Raw genomic sequence first — 15,943 nt, forward strand, 5'->3', positions numbered from 1 at the left:
GAGCCGGGCAGGAGTGCAAATGGGCTGACTACTTGGGCATCAGGACTGAGTCGACCATGTAGACAGTGGCGTTGGCGGTCTGGACGCCGCCGCAGACAACGTTGGCGCCGTCAACCTTGAGGGCATCCTTGGTGCCGGTGACCGTCACCGAACCGCCTTCAACCGTCTTGTGGGTGCCGACGATCTGGTCCGGGGTGATCTTGCCGGGGACAACGTGGTAGGTCAGGATCTTGCTCAGCGTGGCGTCGTCCGTCTTCAGGGCCTCGACCGTGGCCGGATCGATCTTCTTGAAGGCGTCATCCGTCGGGGCGAAGACGGTGAATTCGCTGCCGTTGAGCGTGTCCACCAGGTTGACCTTGGGGTTGAGCTTGCCGGACACGGCGGCGGTCAGGGTGGTGAGGATCGGGTTGTTGGACGCCGCGGTGGCTACCGGGTCAAGCGCCATGCCGGAGACGGAGCCGGCACCGCTGGGAACCTGGGCGGCGTAGGCGGCGCAGCCGGAGCCGACGAGGTTGGCGGCCGGATCCATGGCCGCGGCGGAGGCGCTCGTGGAGGGGGAGGCCATGCTGGATTCCGCCGGTGCGGAGGACGGGGCCGAGGAGGCGGGGGCCGACGAGGCGCTGGTTCCGCCACAGGCAGTGAGGCTGAGCATGGCGGCAGCTGCGATACCTGCAACGGCGAACGTGGTGCGCTTGATGTTCTGCATTTCGGTTTCTCCTTTGTTGTGCCGATGTTTGCCGGCGGCGAATTTTTGCCGCTGCGGCCCTTTCCCGACTGTTGGGCACCGACCCTTGGTTGGTGTCTCAATGGGTATTCGGCTGCTCGGAGGAAACGGATGGGTGCGGATGTGAAATTCTTTTTGGCGGGGTCAAAACTCCTGAAAAATCCCGGAACAGCGCCGGAAACCACAAGAACCCCGGTCCGAAGACCGGGGTTCTCTCTGTGCGCAAGGGGGGACTTGAACCCCCACGCCCGAAGGCACAGGAACCTAAATCCTGCGTGTCTGCCAATTTCACCACTCGCGCGCGGCGCCGTCGTCGTCCCGGGAAAGAACCCCGGCGGTGGACGCCAGGCTCCATTGTACCTATTGCCGGTTTGCTGGTTGCAACGGCTGCCGCGGGCGGACGGACCGGAGACCGGGGACTAGGCGTCGAGTTTCAGGTCCCGGCGAAGTTTGGCGACATGCCCGGTGGCCCGGACGTTGTACTGTGCGACGGCAACCCGGCCGTCGGCGTCGACGACGATGGTCGAGCGGATCAGGCCCTGGTAGGTCTTGCCGTAGTTTTTCTTTTCGCCCCAGGCCGCGTAGGCCTCGGCGACGGAGTGGTCCTCGTCGGAGAGCAGCGGGAAGTTCAGCCCTTCGGCGGCCGCGAACGCGGCAAGCTTCCCGACGGGGTCGGGGGAGATGCCCACGACGTCATAACCTGCGGCCTGAAGCGCGCCGAGGGAATCCCGGAAATCGCAGGCCTCCTTGGTGCATCCCGGCGTGGCGGCTGCCGGGTAGAAGTAGAGCACGGTCTTCCGGCCCCGGAAATCACGCAGGCTGACGTTCTGTCCTTCGGCGTTCTTGAGGGTGAAATCCGGTGCTGTGGCACCGGCGGTGAGTCGCTCGGACACGGGTGTCTCCTTGGTGAGGTTGGTCATGAAGCGGGGTGATAATCCAGCGTAGTGACGCGATCGGCGCCGGACGAATCCGCTGCTCGCTATACTCTTGGGTATGCCTGATATGGATCGCTGGCCCACGGGCCGCCTATTGTCCACGGCAGCACGTCTTGTAGAACACTCCTGGAACGAAAAATTGGGGGCCATTGGCCTGACCCATGCCGGGGTGATCGCCATGGAGGTGCTCTCGGCGAATGGGCCGATGACGCAAGCCCAATTGGCCCAGCTCGTCCGGGTCCAGGCCCAGACGATGGGCAAGACACTGAGCCGGCTGGAAGCGCACGGCCACATTTCGCGGCACCGCAGCACCTCCGACCGGCGCAGCCATGTGGTGTCGCTGACTGACCAGGGGCGCGAGGCGGTTGCCGCGGCCGCCGACATGGAACGTTCCGTGCTCGCCGCCACGCCCATTGACCCCGACGTGCTGCGGCAGGAGCTCCAGGCCGTGGTCAGGGTGCTGGCAACCAAGTCTTCCTCGCCGGAGGCCAATGCCATCGTCACGGCTGCCGAGCCGGGCGCCATTGCCGGGGCCACCCCGCTGAATTAGCCACGCTGCTGAGGGGGAACGGGAACGGGACGGCAGGGTTTCCCGCCGTCCCAATCAGTTCCGTTCTCGAGGCCCTTCAGTTTCTCGAGGCCCTTCAGTGGTGACCCGTCACCAGGTGTTCCTGTGGTGGTTGTGGTGCTTATTGTCGTGCCGGTTTCCGTGATGGTCCCAGAACCCGTCCTTGTCATGCCGGCAGCCGTCCCGGCCCGTCCACGAGCCGCGGTGGTCGTTGTCGTCCCGCCAATTGCCATGATCGTCGCGCCAACCCCATCCGTCGGCGTTGTCATGCCACCGGTTCTCCCCGTCCCACCAGCCATTGCGCGTGTCGTGCCGGTTGTTGTCCCGCATGTGGTGCCGGTTCACAAATGAGGACTGACTCCAGGAGCTGGCGGAGGCGGTCGAAGTGGTAGCGGCGGCGCTGGCAGGCACGGCGCTGGCGCCCAGGCCCAGTGCGGCGGTCACCGCGGTTGTTCCAATGATGCGAATAGCCTTGTTCATGAAACTTGATCCTTACGGAGATCGATTTCCCTGGCCCGGGGGGCGGGCCGTGCAGGCATGCTGCCGGAGGCCCATGATTTCCGTGTCTGCTGACGCGATCCTCAGTGTGGGCACCGGGAGATCTGAATATCATCTTTGGTGGTCGCGTCGGGCCCTCTGGCCGGCGTTGTTGTCGGTCCGGGTCTGCAGGACCGGTCGCTCCAGAACTGTTGCCCGGAGCACCTTTCCAGTCAACGCCCCAGCATTGACTCTCAAAAGGGACTAAAGACCCTGTTTCTGCCGCAATCGGACGGATCGTTTCAGGAGCCAGGATGTTGGCGGTCGGAGCAGCCCCGGCACGTTGGCCGCTGCCTGGATTGACGCTGCCTACACCGTTACGGCCTGGTTCGCCAGGGCGGCTACGATGGCTGACATTTTGAGGCCGGTGAGCACCGCCGTGAGCAAGACGATGCTGATCGTGACCCACACCGGGGCGAGCCCCCGCCGCGGGGCGACCTCGTGGACGATCACGGAGCGGCCAATCACGTAGACCTCCCTGCTGAGGAACACCCACGCCCAGTGGAACGGCCGGACAACGCCGTCCTTGCGCAGCCGGTCCCAGTCCAGGTACGCCAGGAGGGCGGACACACCGTAGGCCACGAAACTGATTGCTATGAAGAGGAAGTAAGGCGCCGTGAAAATCGACGCCGGATCAATTGTCTGGATCTGCCGCGGGCCCACGGTGCGCAGCCGGAGCACAGGGTTCCAGAACATCAGCAGGATGAGCGGCACGAGCGGCAGGGCCACAATTGTCCAGATGTACGCGTTGTAGACCGGTGTCCGGTCGCTGATGCGCCTGCGCGGCGCCACCGGGTGGCGGGGCGGCGTCGCCTGGAACTGGGGTGCGTTGAACTGGCCGGTCCAGGCCGAACCGTTCCACCACTGAAGCCGGCCCGAGCCCGCCGGGTCCGGATACCAGCCAGGGCCAGGGGCGGAGGCGTTGGGCGGGACGGTCATGGCTGTTCATCCTTTGCGGGGCGTGGCGCGCGTTGGCTTCTTCTGTTCCGTGACAGAGCGTACAGGGGGATGGGCAACTCCATGATTCCCCCATTGGTCGCAGTGGTGCATTGGATGGAGTCTAACCGCGGCCCGTGCCGGCGGAAAGGCCGGCCGACGGCGCAGACCCGTCCGCTGGAACCCTTGGGCCAGCCTGCCGCCCAGACGCAAAAGGGCAGTCCGGAAGTATCGACGCGCCAGCCGATCGGGAGGACGATTAATAGGCAATCACCACGAAGGAGGTCAGTGATGTGCTATTCGTACAACAGGGATTCCTGGCGGGAAACCAGGAAGGATGCCGCAAAGGAATCTGAGGATCGCCCGGAGACGCGGGCGCAGGCGCCGGAATTCAAGTTCTGGGCCTTCCCCCGCCGCAGCAAGGAGTTCACGGTCGAAGAACCGGAGAAGGTGCGCGACCGTTCCCGCGAGAAGGTCTGATAAATCGATGTGCATGAGGCGGCCGCTGAACCACACAGATCACTGTGACGGTTCGGCGGCCGTTTCATGGCCGGACGGGCCGGCGGAGGCCAATGGCCGCGGAGACGCCTATGAGCAGGCCGCTGAGCGCCAGCAGGAATCCGCCGGCGAGACTGCCTTGCCCGTCCGGTCCGGGACCGACCCTGCCGGCCGCCGCTGCGGAAGGATTCGCCGTTGCGGACTCCGGGCCCTGGCCAGCGTCCGGCGACTGAGGGGCGGACGTTCCCGCCGTGGCCGGGACCGGAACGGAACCCGAGGCCGGTGGGGTGGGGGCTCCCTGGCTGACGGAGGGGGCGGGGCCCGGCGTCGGCGGAGCCGCGTCCTGTCCGGGGACCTGGCTTTGAGACGGCGACTGTGACGGTGGTTGGGGCGGCGCGGGGTCCGACGGCGGCGCTGTGCTGCCCGGGGGAGTCACACTGGGCGCCGGGGAAGCGGACGGTGGGCCCGGCGTCGGCGAGGCGGGGCAGATCTTTACGGGAAGAAGGCCGGCCGGCTTGCAGGGCCCGGCCGTGGCTGGCAGCGCAAGGACCAACGGCGAGACCGCGAGCAGCAGGGCCACGGCGGATGCGGACAAGGCCTTCCGGGTGGAGTTCATCCTCACCATCGTAGGGTTCCACCGCCGGCAGCCAGGGAATCCCGGCCTTTGCGTGTCTCCTTAGCCCGGGCAAGGTCTTCGCTCAGCAAGCCATCGTCACTGTGGACCAAGAATCGGTAGGGTGAGCCATCAGCACTGGGCAGCGACAGCGAACCCCGCTTCAGCCAAAGGCCCCAAGCATCCGGAGATCTGACTCATGCCGACCACTGAGGGCCGCAAGCGAATGGAACCCCGGATGACTCGCGGCTCCTGGAGGTTCAGCGCCTGGTCGGCCGCCGGGCTGGCCCTGATCGGTGCTCTGCTCGCCTTCAACAAGCTCTGGCCGGAAAGAGGCTTCGACGCCGTCTCTTTCTGGATCTACACGGCCATGTTTGCGATGGGCGCGATCCAACTCCTGCATCTGCTCCGGGTCCGGAGAAACGACGCACCATTCTGGGACGCGGAAGAGGCCCGCCGAGCCGACTGGGACCAACGGGGCCGGCAGCTGTAGGACCGGCTCCGGCCGCACAGCAGACCTGGCACTCAACGCGGCAAGGATCTCCAGCTGCGGCCCTGGAAGGCCAGCACAATGGTCCAGGCGATCGGCACCAGCGGGGAGGCGGACTCACCCGTGAATGCGAGGACCGCAAAAACGATCCAGAGCCCGCCGGTGATGACGGAGAGGACGACAAGCGCCTTGCGGGTCATCACGAAGGCGGGCATGTCGACACCTTCGGCTCGCAGGGCGCGGGTTTCAGCGGCCGCTCCCCGGATCAGGGGGACGAAGACCGCGGGCAAGGCGGCAGCGAACACCACGGACCGCCACGGCTCGGGTATGCCCGCTGCGCTCAGGACGCCCTGCAGGACACCGCTCAAGAGGAAGAGCCACAGCAACCCCCAGACGACCAGCCGGCGGCGCTTCGGCGGCATTCCCTCCAGTGAGTCGGACGGCCACGATTGCCACTCGTACGTTCTACTGCCATCACCGCTTCCCGAGGTCATGGCGACAGACTACGCGCACCCGTCCCGGCCGTAGTCGATGTCCTGGAACAGCCACGCCTCGCGACGCGATAGGGATCGAGAGCAGCATTTACGGTCGGCATCAGTAGTCCCTCCACCACATGTTGGGCTGGGTCCGATGCGCCGAGTTGAGCCCATACAGGCTCGTTAGCCTCACTGGCCCGTGACTTTGATTCCGGCGACCGCCCCGGTCCAGGCGCCGGTCGGGTCCGGGCGGGTCAGCTGGGCACTGACGTAGCCCTTCTGCAGTTGGACGACCTGCGATTGGGTTCGCGAGCAATCGACCTCGAACACCGTGTGCTCTGTTCCGCCCAGCGAGTTCTGGGAGAGGAAGATCTGGGCATGGGGGATGCCCACGCAGGCCGCGGTGACTGTGTGCGGACCGGCGACCGTCACCGTTGCGGCTTTGGTGAAGCCAACCCCTGGCCCGTCCGCCGGACCGGCGTCGGAGAGGAGCACGGACCCTGGCGCCTCGGCCAGACGCTTGTGCAGCTCGGCGTAGTTGCTCGCTTCCACGCCCAGCACCCCCGGATCTTTGGTCGGGGCCGCAGGCGCCGGCCGGTGGCTTTGCCCGGCCGCCGTCGGCCGCGGATCACCCTCGTCCTCGTAGGCGCAGGAGGCCAAACTACCGGCGAGCAGCAGGCCAACAACATATGCCGCAGCGCAGCGGACTGTTTTCGTTCCCCCAGGACCAGACATGGGCCGAGTCTACGGTCACTGCCCAAAATGGCAAGCTGCGCCGCAAGGCCCCCAAATGGGTCGTCGCCTGGCTGGTCGTGTTCCTGATCGTCGCCGCCGTCGCCTCCGGATTCCCGATCTTCATGTACGCAATGATCCAGTCCGCGCCGGGACTGTACCCCAAGGAGGCCTTCACCCTCGGAAACCTGATGACCGGCGTCGCCATCAACCTGACCTGGTGGTCCTTCGTCGCGCTCCTGCCAATGATGATCGCCAAACGCAAACGACGCCCGCCGGTACCGCTGCCGGTCGCCGAAAATTACATGCCGGCAGAGCCCCTGACCGTCAAAGCTCACGGGGTCCCCGGGCGCACCCAACAGGCCGGGCTCGAGGTCGGAGAGTTCATCCACACCTTCGGCGACGCGCACATCTTCGTCAACCACGTCGATCAGGTGAAGGATCAGCTTTCCCATGAAGCCCGGCCGTACCCGGCGCTGAAGATTAGCCGGGAGCCTGATTCCATCTTCGACTACCGGCTCGAGGACTTCGAGATCATCGGCTGCGACCCGCACCCCAAGATCCAGGGCGAAGTGGCCGTCTAGCCCCGCACCTCGAATCGAATGACCTCATTCCTGCTTTGACCTGCGAAAACATTCCTGGCGCCCACGGTGTCCACGGGACGAATAGCCGGTACGATGACGATCGACGTCTATTGGGGGCGGCATCAAACATTGGATATCCATGATTAACTCAGAGGCCTTCATGGCCGTCACCGCAGACCCGCGCTTCGCCGCCGACCTGGTCGCACAGAACTGATGACCCGGTTCGACGTCTGGGTCCCTGATGAGTCCAGGGGCCAGGTGCTGTCCGCACTCGAGTCCCTGGACGCCCTTGACGAAGCCCTGCTGCAGTTGCCCGTGACGGTGAACGGCCTGGGGTCCGGACCGCTCCTCACGGGGGAGCAGCGGCCGGGCGGGCCCACCGTGATCGGCTTTTCGACCGGCTATGACGTGTTCGACAAGGAGGGCTGGACCCCGGAGAAGTTCGCGGAGTTCGTGACCTCACGCAGCCACCTCCACGTCTTCATCGGCGGGAACCCGTGCCCTACCGTGGCGGCGCTTGCCGGCTATTTGCAGTCGCCGCTGCTGGTGGACGAAACCTACCCGACGGGATCCCGGGAGCTCACCCTCATCACCACCGACGGCAACGTCGCCCTCCTCAGGCTCGATGGCGGGCGGGACGACTCCGCTGACCTCATCCGGGAAACGTTCTTCACCGAAGGTCTTGATGCGGCACTGGCCGTTCCCGGATGGTTCCTCGCGAAGTCCGGCCTCGCGCCTTTCAGCGTCAGGAATGCCGCTCTCCACCGGCGGATGGACCTGGCTGTCTGGAAGTCCGGTGACGAGTACGGGAAGGTGGCAGTGCCGAAGGGCGCGGAACTGATCCCGCTCAAAATGGTGATCACCGATCACGACGGCATCGACAGCAGGCGGCCAGTCATCGGCCATGTCCGCAGCTCGAAGCACCTGTACGAGATCATCGTGCCGCCGCTCGATGAGCTGGGCCCGCTGGAAGTGACGTGCGCCGTCGACGGTGTCCTGCAACGCTTCATCGACCCGGTGACCGGCGAGGACAAAGGTCTCGGCGCCCACGCTGTCGACTGGGCCAACTGGATCCTCAGAGACTCCGTCCCCGGCAGCCGGCGCAACGGGCCCTCACCCGCGGCCGAGCCGTGGCAGGGCGACGGACTGGACGCACGGATGTACCGACTGGCGCACAACATCGTGAACTACGAGGACCACGACACGGACACGACCTACTTCAGCACCGCGCGGGACGTTGAAGCCTGGCTGCGGAGGTCGCTCGGCAACCACAGCGCGCCGATCACTGTCGGGCTGCTGGACGATGTCTTGTTTACTCTCGCCGCGGACAGTCCGACGCTGATCCAGAAGCACGCGTTCGACCGGGCCGGCGGGCTGCAGGCCGGATACCAGGCCAACGCGTTCCGGCCATGGGCCGGCACCCAAAACTGGTGGAACCCGGAGCTCAGGGGCTACACCCGGAATCCGTCGCTGCAGACCGTCATGGATGGCCAGAAGCTCGAGGCCTACACAGCGGCGAACTGCCTCGACTACGCCGATCTGGAGCCGTACATGCTCCCCGCCGGCGCCCGGGCCGACGAGAACTCCTGGTTCGTCGCTCGGCTCGGCGACACACCGACGTGCATGGCGTTTCCCGCGCAGCGCACCATCCTCACGGTCAGCACAGACCACGACGGGGCTACCGCCGAGATCGCCGCGCACCAGTATTTCCGCTGGGTCAGCCAGAGCAGCCGCAAGCGGGACTTCAAGGAACAGTGGGCGCGGTGGCTCGACGAGAGCCAGCCGCTGACCGCCGAAGAAATCCAGGCCGGCCTGAAAACCCTCGAGCAGATTATCGAAAGGAGCGACGATGAACCGGACGATGAATGACACTACCGACGGCATCCTGGTGGCTGACGGGTTCGGCAACGGCCGGTGCCTGTGGGACGAATCCGTCTGCACAGACACGCCGACGCACTTCGTGACGTTCGAGGAGGCCAGCGGCGCGTCCGCCGACGTGTTCTGCGTCCGTCACTACGTGCTGACGCTGGCCCGCCTGTGCCAGATTCACCTGCCGGACTGTGCCGGCGACTTTGCCGGGCACGTAGCCCGCCACGGCGAGCTCTAACACTCACCAACCAATCTGCTCAGGCAGCACCATCCCTACACACCAAACCGGGCACCAACACGAGGAGTCAAGACAAACAATGGCATTTCCCCACGCAAGCTTCGAAACGTACACAGCACTGCGCGACATGGACATCAGTCATCCCGACATTGATGGTGCATGGCGGCTCGGCCAGATGGCGTCCTGGTCACGGTGGGGAACGACCACCGCCGACTTGGAGCCCATTACGGCCCACAGCAAGGACGGCTTCGACCAGCTCCAGCCGTTCACGACACGTGTCATCCTCTTCGCGATCAACCTGGGCGGTTCGTCAATCACCCCGGACCTGGAGGACTGGCGAAACTTTCACACTGAGGGCCATGGCGGCGACACCAAATTGAATTACAGCATTGCCATGGCAAAGGACCGGACGCCCGGAGGGGATCAGATCCCGGCCCTCTACATGACGGACGTCTTCAAGTTGATCGCCACCAAGGATGGGGAAAAGCTGAACAAACAGATCAAATTGGATCTCACGCAGGGCATCGACCACGTGGAACGTTGCGCCGCGATCCTGAGGGACGAGCTGAAGATCTGCATGGACGGCGCCGGCGGACAGGCTCCCACGCTGGTTGCCATGGGCGGCAAAGCATTCAACTGGCTGACGGGCGCGGAGGCGGATAAGCGGATCGCCGACGTCGTGGACGAGGTACTCGGTGACGGCGCCAGCAAGCGTGTCCGGAGAATGCCGCACTACACCTACGGAGGCAAACACGAGGAACGGGCTGCAGCACTCCACCCGGTGCTGGAGGAAATCCACCTGGAGCAACAGAACATGTCGCCGATGCGCTGACAATCCGTTCCCGAGTCCGCCACGGCGAGCTCTAGGCCCGGGCTTCCAGCAACCAGGAACAAGGGGAGGGTGCGTTACGCCCCTCCCTTTGTACTGCCAGGAGATGCACCTTCCCCAGGGCCGTCTAGCCAGGATCTTGCTGGACCCGAGTCCCGGTCCGATACATCAGTTCGGTTGCCAGGCCGGTGACGGGGAGCCGAGGCCGTCGAATTCGGACTGGAAGTCCGTCCCGCTGTAACTGAGGCCAGGGATACTCAGGACGTCGGACAAGTGTAAGAATGCCTGCGGCGCTCTGGCACTTCGGCAGCCGAATGAGAAACCGGCCCGCGATATTCTCATTCTGCATACATTATGAGAAAATCAGGGCAACGCTTTCTCAGGGGGAGACATGACCGAACAGCCACGCGAGACTACCGGCCGGTACGCAGAGTTCGCCCACCGCGAGCCGTCACTGACGCTGGGCGCCGCCGCGGCCGCCGCGACGTGGCCGGGGATCACATACGAGGAATACCCCTGGGACGCCGACCCTGACCATGGCGCGTCCCGGCGGCAGCGGCTGCTGGCCCGCGGACCCTACGAGGCTGCCGTCGTGCCCGAGATCGAAAACCTGGACCCGCAGGTGGATTCCCGCACCCAGGCGCTGGTGGAAGCCGCCACCATGGAGATGGTCCGCTTCGACGCCGAGCTGGGCCAGGACACAGCCCCGTTCGCAGCCCTGCTGCTGCGCAGCGAATCAGCGTCCAGCTCCCAGATCGAGAACCTGACCGCCGGCGCCCGTCGCATCGCCCTGGCGCAGCTGGGGGACACCTCGAGTACGAACGCCTCCCTGATCGCCTCCAACGTCAAGGCGATGCAGGCTGCCATCGACCTGTCCGAGGACCTGTCGGTGGAGAACATCGCCGTCATGCACCACGCGCTGCTGAACGCCTCCGACCAGAACATCGCCGGTGAATACCGCCAGGCGCAGAACTGGATCCGAGGAAACTCACCGCACACCGCCGAGTTCGTCCCGCCGCACCCGGACCGGGTCCTGACGGCGATGGAGGACCTGGTCGCCTTCATGCGCCGCGACGACATCCCGGCGCTGACCCAGGCGGCCATCGCGCACGCCCAGTTCGAAACCATCCACCCGTTCGCCGACGGCAACGGCCGCACCGGACGCGCCATCGTGTCCGCCCTGCTGCGGGCCAAGGGCGTCACCGAGAAAGTCACCATCCCCGTCTCCTCCGGCCTGCTGACCAACACCGGCCTGTACTTCGACGCGCTCGGCGCCTACCGCGAGGGCAGCATCCAGCCCATCGCGGAGCGCTTCGCAGAATCCGGTGTCGATGCAGTGGGCAACGGCAGGCTGCTGGCGGCCGAGATCCGCGGCGTGGAGGACGACTACCTCGAACGCTTCACCCGGGCCCCGGCTTCGGTCCGCCGGATCGTAGCGATGCTCCCCGGGGAGCCGGCCGTCACCGCCGAGATGATCAGCGAACATACCCAGGTTCCGCTGGCCACCGTCTACCGTGCGATCGAGCGGATTGAGGGCGCCGGTGTCCTGACGCCGGCCGGCAAGATCCGCGGCACCCGGGTCTGGGTGGCCGGCGACATCATCGCCGCCCTGGACAACTTCGCGGCCCGCACAGGCCGCCGGACCCGGCACTGAAAAGTTTCTTGCCGGGGCGGTGAGAGGGATTCAAAGCTCCGGACACATTGGTCCTGGCACGCGCTGCCCCCCCGTCCAGAGCCACCTTCAGGGATGTCCGGGATTTGACCGACATTCGGCGAGGACCTGAAGAGGATCAAACGGTATGCATGTCGCCGCGCCACCCAGCTCCCGTACTTCTGGGTCTTGAGCCCTGACCATCGAGGACGGGCTAGAGCATCAACGTCACGAAGATGCATCGGGCGACGATTTTTCACCAGGCACGACGGCCAGTCATTCGCAACTGGTGTACGTCGCGCTCTCCATGCAACCTGACTCGCACCGGAAGGTGTCCGCGCCGACTAATCCGAGGGAACTGTCAATGCGACCGACGCGTAGACACAGCTGTCTATGTTGATCATCCAGGTCTGATCCAGATCCATTGGGATCCTGTAACTACCGTGTTCCTACTGGTCAAGTAGCGGCCCATGAGGTCCGAAGCCCACCGTGTACCGACTGCATCCAGGGCGGAATCGAGCCCGAAATGGAGCTCCTTGGGCTTCCCATGCCGGACGTCAGGCCAGAATAAATAGCCCATAAATATCCCTCCGGTGGGATTACGACAAAAAGAAACCCCGCCTCGCAGGCCGCTAAGCCTGCGAGACGGGGTTTCTCGCTTGTGCACCCCCCGGGACTCGAACCCGGAACCCATTGATTAAGAGTCAATTGCTCTGCCAGTTGAGCTAGAGGTGCATCTGTTGTTTTCGTTCACCGGGGCTTTTTATTTCCCGCGTTGTTCTCCGCAACGACATGAAACTCTACACGAGATTGGCTGTCGTGTGAAATCGAGGGGCGCGGGATGGTCCGGGTCAGCCGGGGAGGTTCAAAATCAGCGCGAAATCAGGGTTTTGCGCGTTGCTGAGGAGCCACAGGCGCCCGTCAGGAGCGAGTGAAACGTTGCGCACCCGGCCGTACTTTCCTGTGAAATAGCTCACAGGATCTCCGGCGAATTCGCCGTTGAGGGGAACGACCCAGAGCCTTTGGCCGCGCAGGGCGCCCAAGTAGGCGGTGCTGCCGACAATTTCGAGTCCGCTGGGGGAAGACTCCGCCGTCGACGGCCACACCACCTTGGCGTCCAGGAAGCCGGGGCGGTGCGGGGCGCCCGTCACCTCGGGCCAGCCGTAGTTGCCGCCCGGCACGATCAGGTTGAGCTCGTCGTTGACGTCCGGGCCGAATTCGCTGGCCCAGAGCCGGCCCGCGCTGTCCCAGGCCAGTCCCTGGACGTTCCTGTGGCCAAAGCTGTAGACCGGGTTATCGCCAAACGGGTTTCCTGGTGCCGGCCTGCCATCCGGAGTGAGGCGGAGGATCTTCCCGCCCAGCGCCGCGCGGTCCTGCGGCTGCTCCCGGCGCTGGGAGTCGCCCGTCCCCACATACAGGAAACCGTCGGGCCCAAAGCGGATCCGGCCGCCGTTGTGCGTGCCGGCCTTGGAAATGCCGGTGAAAACCGGTTCCAAGGCGCCGAGCTCCAGCCTGCCGCCACGTTCCTCCAGCCGCATGCGGGCGATTCTGTTGTCCGCCGCCGCGGTGAAGTAGGCGTAGAGGTAACGGTCCGACGCGAAGTTGGGGGAAAGGGCAAGGCCCAGGAGACCGCCTTCGCCGCCGGGCACGACGCCGGGCACTTTGCCGACCGTGCCGAGCTGTCCGTCTTTGATGGTCCTGAGCAGTGCTGTGTCGCGCTCGGAGATGACCGCGGTGCCGTCGGGTAGATGGACCGTGGACCACGGCAGTTGCAGCCCATTAACCCGGCCCGCAACCGTGGGCTCACCCGCTGACCCGGCCGTACCCGCTGCGCCGGTGGCAGTGCGGTCTCCCGGCTGAACCACGGGCGAGGTTGAGCCGCCGCTGCAGGCGCTCAAGAAAAACAGGACAACGGCAAGCGCCACGGCCCGGGCCGCTGCCCTGCCAGCGAAGCGCCTGCCGGTAAAACGCGGGAGTATCAAGGGACGCGTTGAGAGGGGATAGGTCGGCCGCCCGGACCGCCGGCTACTGCCGTGTCCGGCGCGGCGGCCGAAACCCGGCTGCTTCGGCGTGGGCCGGGGAGGCAAACCACACCTCAGCCCGGGTTTCTTCATACGCCGGGCTGGTCTCGTCGTGGTAGATCATCGACGAGGCATTGCCCTTGACTGTGAAACCCTCAGGGCCGCTTCCGTCGGCCGCCGGAGCCGCTGACCCCTCGCCGTAGGGCTGTTCGGTGGCCAAATGGCCGGTGGGCTCGGCCGTTTGGCTGGCGGAGGCCTCGGCCCCTGCCGGCGAGGCTGCCATCTGCGTCGTTTCCGTGTCAGCGTGACCTGCGGGCTGTGTCCCGGCGTCGGGCACTCCGGGCATCGCCGTGCCGATGCCGGTACCAGCGCCAGTGCTGGTTGAAGTGGCCGTGCCGGTAACGGTGTCCTCGTCGTCGGCCGGTTCCGCGGCTGCCGATTCCGCCCCGGGCAGAGTCGGCGCGTGGGGCTCAGTGTATTCGGGGTGGTGGACGGGCAGGCCTGCCGGTCCAGTCTCCGCAGCAGCGCCAAGCTCGGCGGCCGTCACGGCGTGCGCACCGCGGGCCGGCTCAGCGTGGGCGGCGGTGTGTGTCTCCGCCGGCGGGGCGGTCTCGGACCACTGGGTCTCCCACTCGGCATTGCCCGGGGCTCCCGTTGCTTCCGGGGCGGCCTCGGCGCCCGGCTCGATGGTCGGGGCCGCGGTGGCCGCTGCGGGCTCGGTCGCCTCGGGGGCAGCCGTGGCATCCCGGGCCGCTGCGTCCGGCTCAGGCGCAGGCGCTGCCTCGGGCGCGGCCATCCCGGCACCGGCGGCACCCGACGTCGGACCCGCGGCCCCGGCCGCTGCCGGGCCAACCGGACTGGCCGCCGCCGTCGAACTGGCCGCCGAACCGCTCGCCGCGCCAGACACCGGCGTCGAACCGGCAGGGGTGTCAGAAGAAATGCCGGCAGCAGTGCCGGTGCTGGTGCCTGCGGCGGATGAGGAATCTGCGCCCGGGCGGCTCTTGTTGCGGTTCAGCAGCCGCCAGACCACAGCGACCACCACGATGATGACAACGAGCCAGACGATCCAGTCCATAGCAGAGCCTTTCAGTCCGTATTCAGCCCATGAGGCATGGTTGCCGATGCTTGACGTTACGTCCGGGCAAAGCCGGCTGTCCACCCTCCCGGCGGCCAAATGCCGGGCATTCCTGGAGCGGATCCCCGGCCCGGTGAGCAACCCGGAACCGGAACCAAACCCGGCCCGGCGTGTAGCCTCGCCTCATGGATTTCAAGCGACTGCAGATACTGCGTGAACTCGCCGGCCGCGGGACCGTAGGCGCCACGGCCGAGGCCATGAAGGTCACGCCATCTGCAGTGTCGCAGCAACTGAAGACCCTCCAGGAGGAACTGGGCGTCGTCCTGGTGGAGAAGTCCGGCAGGGGAGTGCGCCTTACCGAGGCAGGGCTGGCCATGGCAGGCGCCGCCGCCGACGTGTCGACGGCCATGGCGCGGGCGGAAGCAACCATCGACACGTACCGGCGCGGCTGGCAGACGCGGGTGGTGGCAGCCTTCTTTCCCAGCGCCGCGGAGATGTTCCTGCCGGGCATGCTGCACCGGGTCAAGGCCGTCGAGGGGCTGCGGTTCGAGGCGCATTTCGAGGACCCGGGCGTTGCAGGGTTCGCCGGGCTGACCGCGGACTACGACATCGTCCTGGCGCACAGTGTCGACGGTCCGGAAGTCTTCGGCGGCCAGGGCCTGACAGTGGTGCCGCTGCTGGACGAACCCCTGGACGTGGCTTTGCCGGCCGGGCACGCTTTGGCCGGCAAAGCCACACTGTGCGCCGAGGACGTCGTCGGCTTTCCGTGGATGGGAGTCCCGGAGGGATTCCCCTTCGACACCGTGCTGCGCCAGATCGAGGTGCGGGCCGACTCGCAGGCGGTCCGGGCCCAGCAGTTCCCGGATTTGCGGGTCCTGGAAGCCCTGGTCAGCGCCGGGCACGGGCTGAGCCTGCTGCCGCGGTACACGGCGGTCAGCAACCAGGGCCGGGGGTTCGTCCTGCGCCCGCTCGAGGGTGTGAAGGCCAGCCGGAGCATCGTGGCGCTGGCCCGTCCGGACGTCGCGGCCCGGACCACCATCCAGCAGGTCCTGGCGATGCTCAAGGCCGAGGCCCAAGGTGTCGCCGAGGCCCCGGAACTGCGTGACACGGCTCACCAGGCCTAGGTCAAATCGGGTCCCGGTTTCATGATGTGAGACGAGGGTCCAC

The 15,943-nt window shown here is 66.1% G+C and carries 17 protein-coding genes and 2 tRNA genes; 9 read left to right on the plus strand and 10 right to left on the minus strand.

Annotated features, from left to right (window positions below; translation table 11 throughout):
* Nucleotides 1-28 precede the first annotated feature (28 nt).
* The 3 genes from AC1DNG_RS19065 to bcp form a co-directional block, all read right to left on the minus strand.
* A complete protein-coding gene (locus AC1DNG_RS19065; RefSeq protein WP_476848895.1) occupies nt 29-706 on the minus strand; it encodes a fasciclin domain-containing protein in 678 nt (225 codons plus the stop codon).
* Between the two features lie 237 nt (nt 707-943).
* Nucleotides 944-1,025 (minus strand) — tRNA-Leu (locus AC1DNG_RS19070).
* Between the two features lie 118 nt (nt 1,026-1,143).
* A complete protein-coding gene (gene bcp / locus AC1DNG_RS19075; protein WP_476888011.1) occupies nt 1,144-1,617 on the minus strand; it encodes a thioredoxin-dependent thiol peroxidase in 474 nt (157 codons plus the stop codon).
* A 109-nt stretch (nt 1,618-1,726) separates the two neighbouring features.
* On the opposite strand from bcp, the gene AC1DNG_RS19080 reads away from it, so the two are divergent.
* Nucleotides 1,727-2,209: a MarR family winged helix-turn-helix transcriptional regulator gene (locus AC1DNG_RS19080; RefSeq protein WP_043433894.1), complete on the plus strand. Its 483-nt coding sequence runs from the start codon at nt 1,727-1,729 to the stop codon at nt 2,207-2,209.
* A gap of 108 nt (nt 2,210-2,317) precedes the next feature.
* On the opposite strand, the gene AC1DNG_RS19085 is transcribed toward AC1DNG_RS19080, so the two are convergent.
* The gene (locus AC1DNG_RS19085; RefSeq protein ID WP_476858791.1) at nt 2,318-2,707 is read right to left on the minus strand and encodes a hypothetical protein; all 390 of its coding nucleotides are present in this window, start codon (nt 2,705-2,707) and stop codon (nt 2,318-2,320) included.
* A 366-nt stretch (nt 2,708-3,073) separates the two neighbouring features.
* A complete protein-coding gene (locus AC1DNG_RS19090) occupies nt 3,074-3,703 on the minus strand; it encodes a DUF2510 domain-containing protein (RefSeq protein ID WP_476888012.1) in 630 nt (209 codons plus the stop codon).
* A 288-nt stretch (nt 3,704-3,991) separates the two neighbouring features.
* Between AC1DNG_RS19090 and AC1DNG_RS19095 the strand changes: the two genes are divergently transcribed.
* A complete protein-coding gene (locus tag AC1DNG_RS19095; RefSeq protein ID WP_476873152.1) occupies nt 3,992-4,180 on the plus strand; it encodes a hypothetical protein in 189 nt (62 codons plus the stop codon).
* Between the two features lie 869 nt (nt 4,181-5,049).
* The gene (locus AC1DNG_RS19100) at nt 5,050-5,304 is read left to right on the plus strand and encodes a hypothetical protein (protein ID WP_476888013.1); all 255 of its coding nucleotides are present in this window, start codon (nt 5,050-5,052) and stop codon (nt 5,302-5,304) included.
* Between the two features lie 32 nt (nt 5,305-5,336).
* Here AC1DNG_RS19100 and AC1DNG_RS19105 read toward each other — a convergent pair whose 3' ends face one another.
* On the minus strand, nt 5,337-5,795 hold the full coding sequence (locus AC1DNG_RS19105; RefSeq protein WP_476888014.1) for a hypothetical protein: 459 nt from the start codon (nt 5,793-5,795) through the stop codon (nt 5,337-5,339).
* 171 nt (nt 5,796-5,966) lie between these two features.
* The gene (locus AC1DNG_RS19110; protein ID WP_476888015.1) at nt 5,967-6,338 is read right to left on the minus strand and encodes a hypothetical protein; all 372 of its coding nucleotides are present in this window, start codon (nt 6,336-6,338) and stop codon (nt 5,967-5,969) included.
* A 128-nt stretch (nt 6,339-6,466) separates the two neighbouring features.
* Between AC1DNG_RS19110 and AC1DNG_RS19115 the strand changes: the two genes are divergently transcribed.
* The 5 genes from AC1DNG_RS19115 to AC1DNG_RS19135 all read left to right on the plus strand — a co-directional run bounded on the left by AC1DNG_RS19115 (nt 6,467) and on the right by AC1DNG_RS19135 (nt 11,683).
* Entirely contained in the window at nt 6,467-7,093 is a 627-nt protein-coding gene (locus tag AC1DNG_RS19115) for a thymidylate synthase (RefSeq protein ID WP_476888016.1), read from the plus strand.
* A 213-nt stretch (nt 7,094-7,306) separates the two neighbouring features.
* Nucleotides 7,307-8,962, plus strand: a complete 1,656-nt coding sequence (locus AC1DNG_RS19120; RefSeq protein WP_476888017.1) for a hypothetical protein — start codon at nt 7,307-7,309, stop codon at nt 8,960-8,962.
* A complete protein-coding gene (locus AC1DNG_RS19125) occupies nt 8,943-9,200 on the plus strand; it encodes a hypothetical protein (RefSeq protein WP_476888018.1) in 258 nt (85 codons plus the stop codon). Before AC1DNG_RS19120 ends, AC1DNG_RS19125 begins: the two co-directional genes overlap by 20 nt.
* Nucleotides 9,201-9,279: 79 nt before the next feature.
* Entirely contained in the window at nt 9,280-10,032 is a 753-nt protein-coding gene (locus AC1DNG_RS19130; protein ID WP_476871111.1) for a hypothetical protein, read from the plus strand.
* Between the two features lie 388 nt (nt 10,033-10,420).
* Complete coding sequence (locus AC1DNG_RS19135) at nt 10,421-11,683, plus strand: Fic family protein (protein WP_476888019.1); 1,263 nt, start codon at nt 10,421-10,423, stop codon at nt 11,681-11,683.
* A gap of 659 nt (nt 11,684-12,342) precedes the next feature.
* Here AC1DNG_RS19135 and AC1DNG_RS19140 read toward each other — a convergent pair.
* The 3 genes from AC1DNG_RS19140 to AC1DNG_RS19150 form a co-directional block, all read right to left on the minus strand.
* A tRNA-Lys gene (locus tag AC1DNG_RS19140) sits at nt 12,343-12,415 on the minus strand.
* Nucleotides 12,416-12,531: 116 nt separating this feature from the next.
* The gene (locus tag AC1DNG_RS19145) at nt 12,532-13,659 is read right to left on the minus strand and encodes a PQQ-dependent sugar dehydrogenase (RefSeq protein WP_476888029.1); all 1,128 of its coding nucleotides are present in this window, start codon (nt 13,657-13,659) and stop codon (nt 12,532-12,534) included.
* 46 nt (nt 13,660-13,705) lie between these two features.
* On the minus strand, nt 13,706-14,776 hold the full coding sequence (locus tag AC1DNG_RS19150) for a sunset domain-containing protein (protein WP_476888020.1): 1,071 nt from the start codon (nt 14,774-14,776) through the stop codon (nt 13,706-13,708).
* Between the two features lie 185 nt (nt 14,777-14,961).
* Between AC1DNG_RS19150 and AC1DNG_RS19155 the strand changes: the two genes are divergently transcribed.
* On the plus strand, nt 14,962-15,900 hold the full coding sequence (locus AC1DNG_RS19155; RefSeq protein ID WP_230011110.1) for a LysR family transcriptional regulator: 939 nt from the start codon (nt 14,962-14,964) through the stop codon (nt 15,898-15,900).
* Nucleotides 15,901-15,943 lie beyond the last annotated feature (43 nt).

The organism is Arthrobacter sp. 01T425 (genome assembly GCF_056398725.1).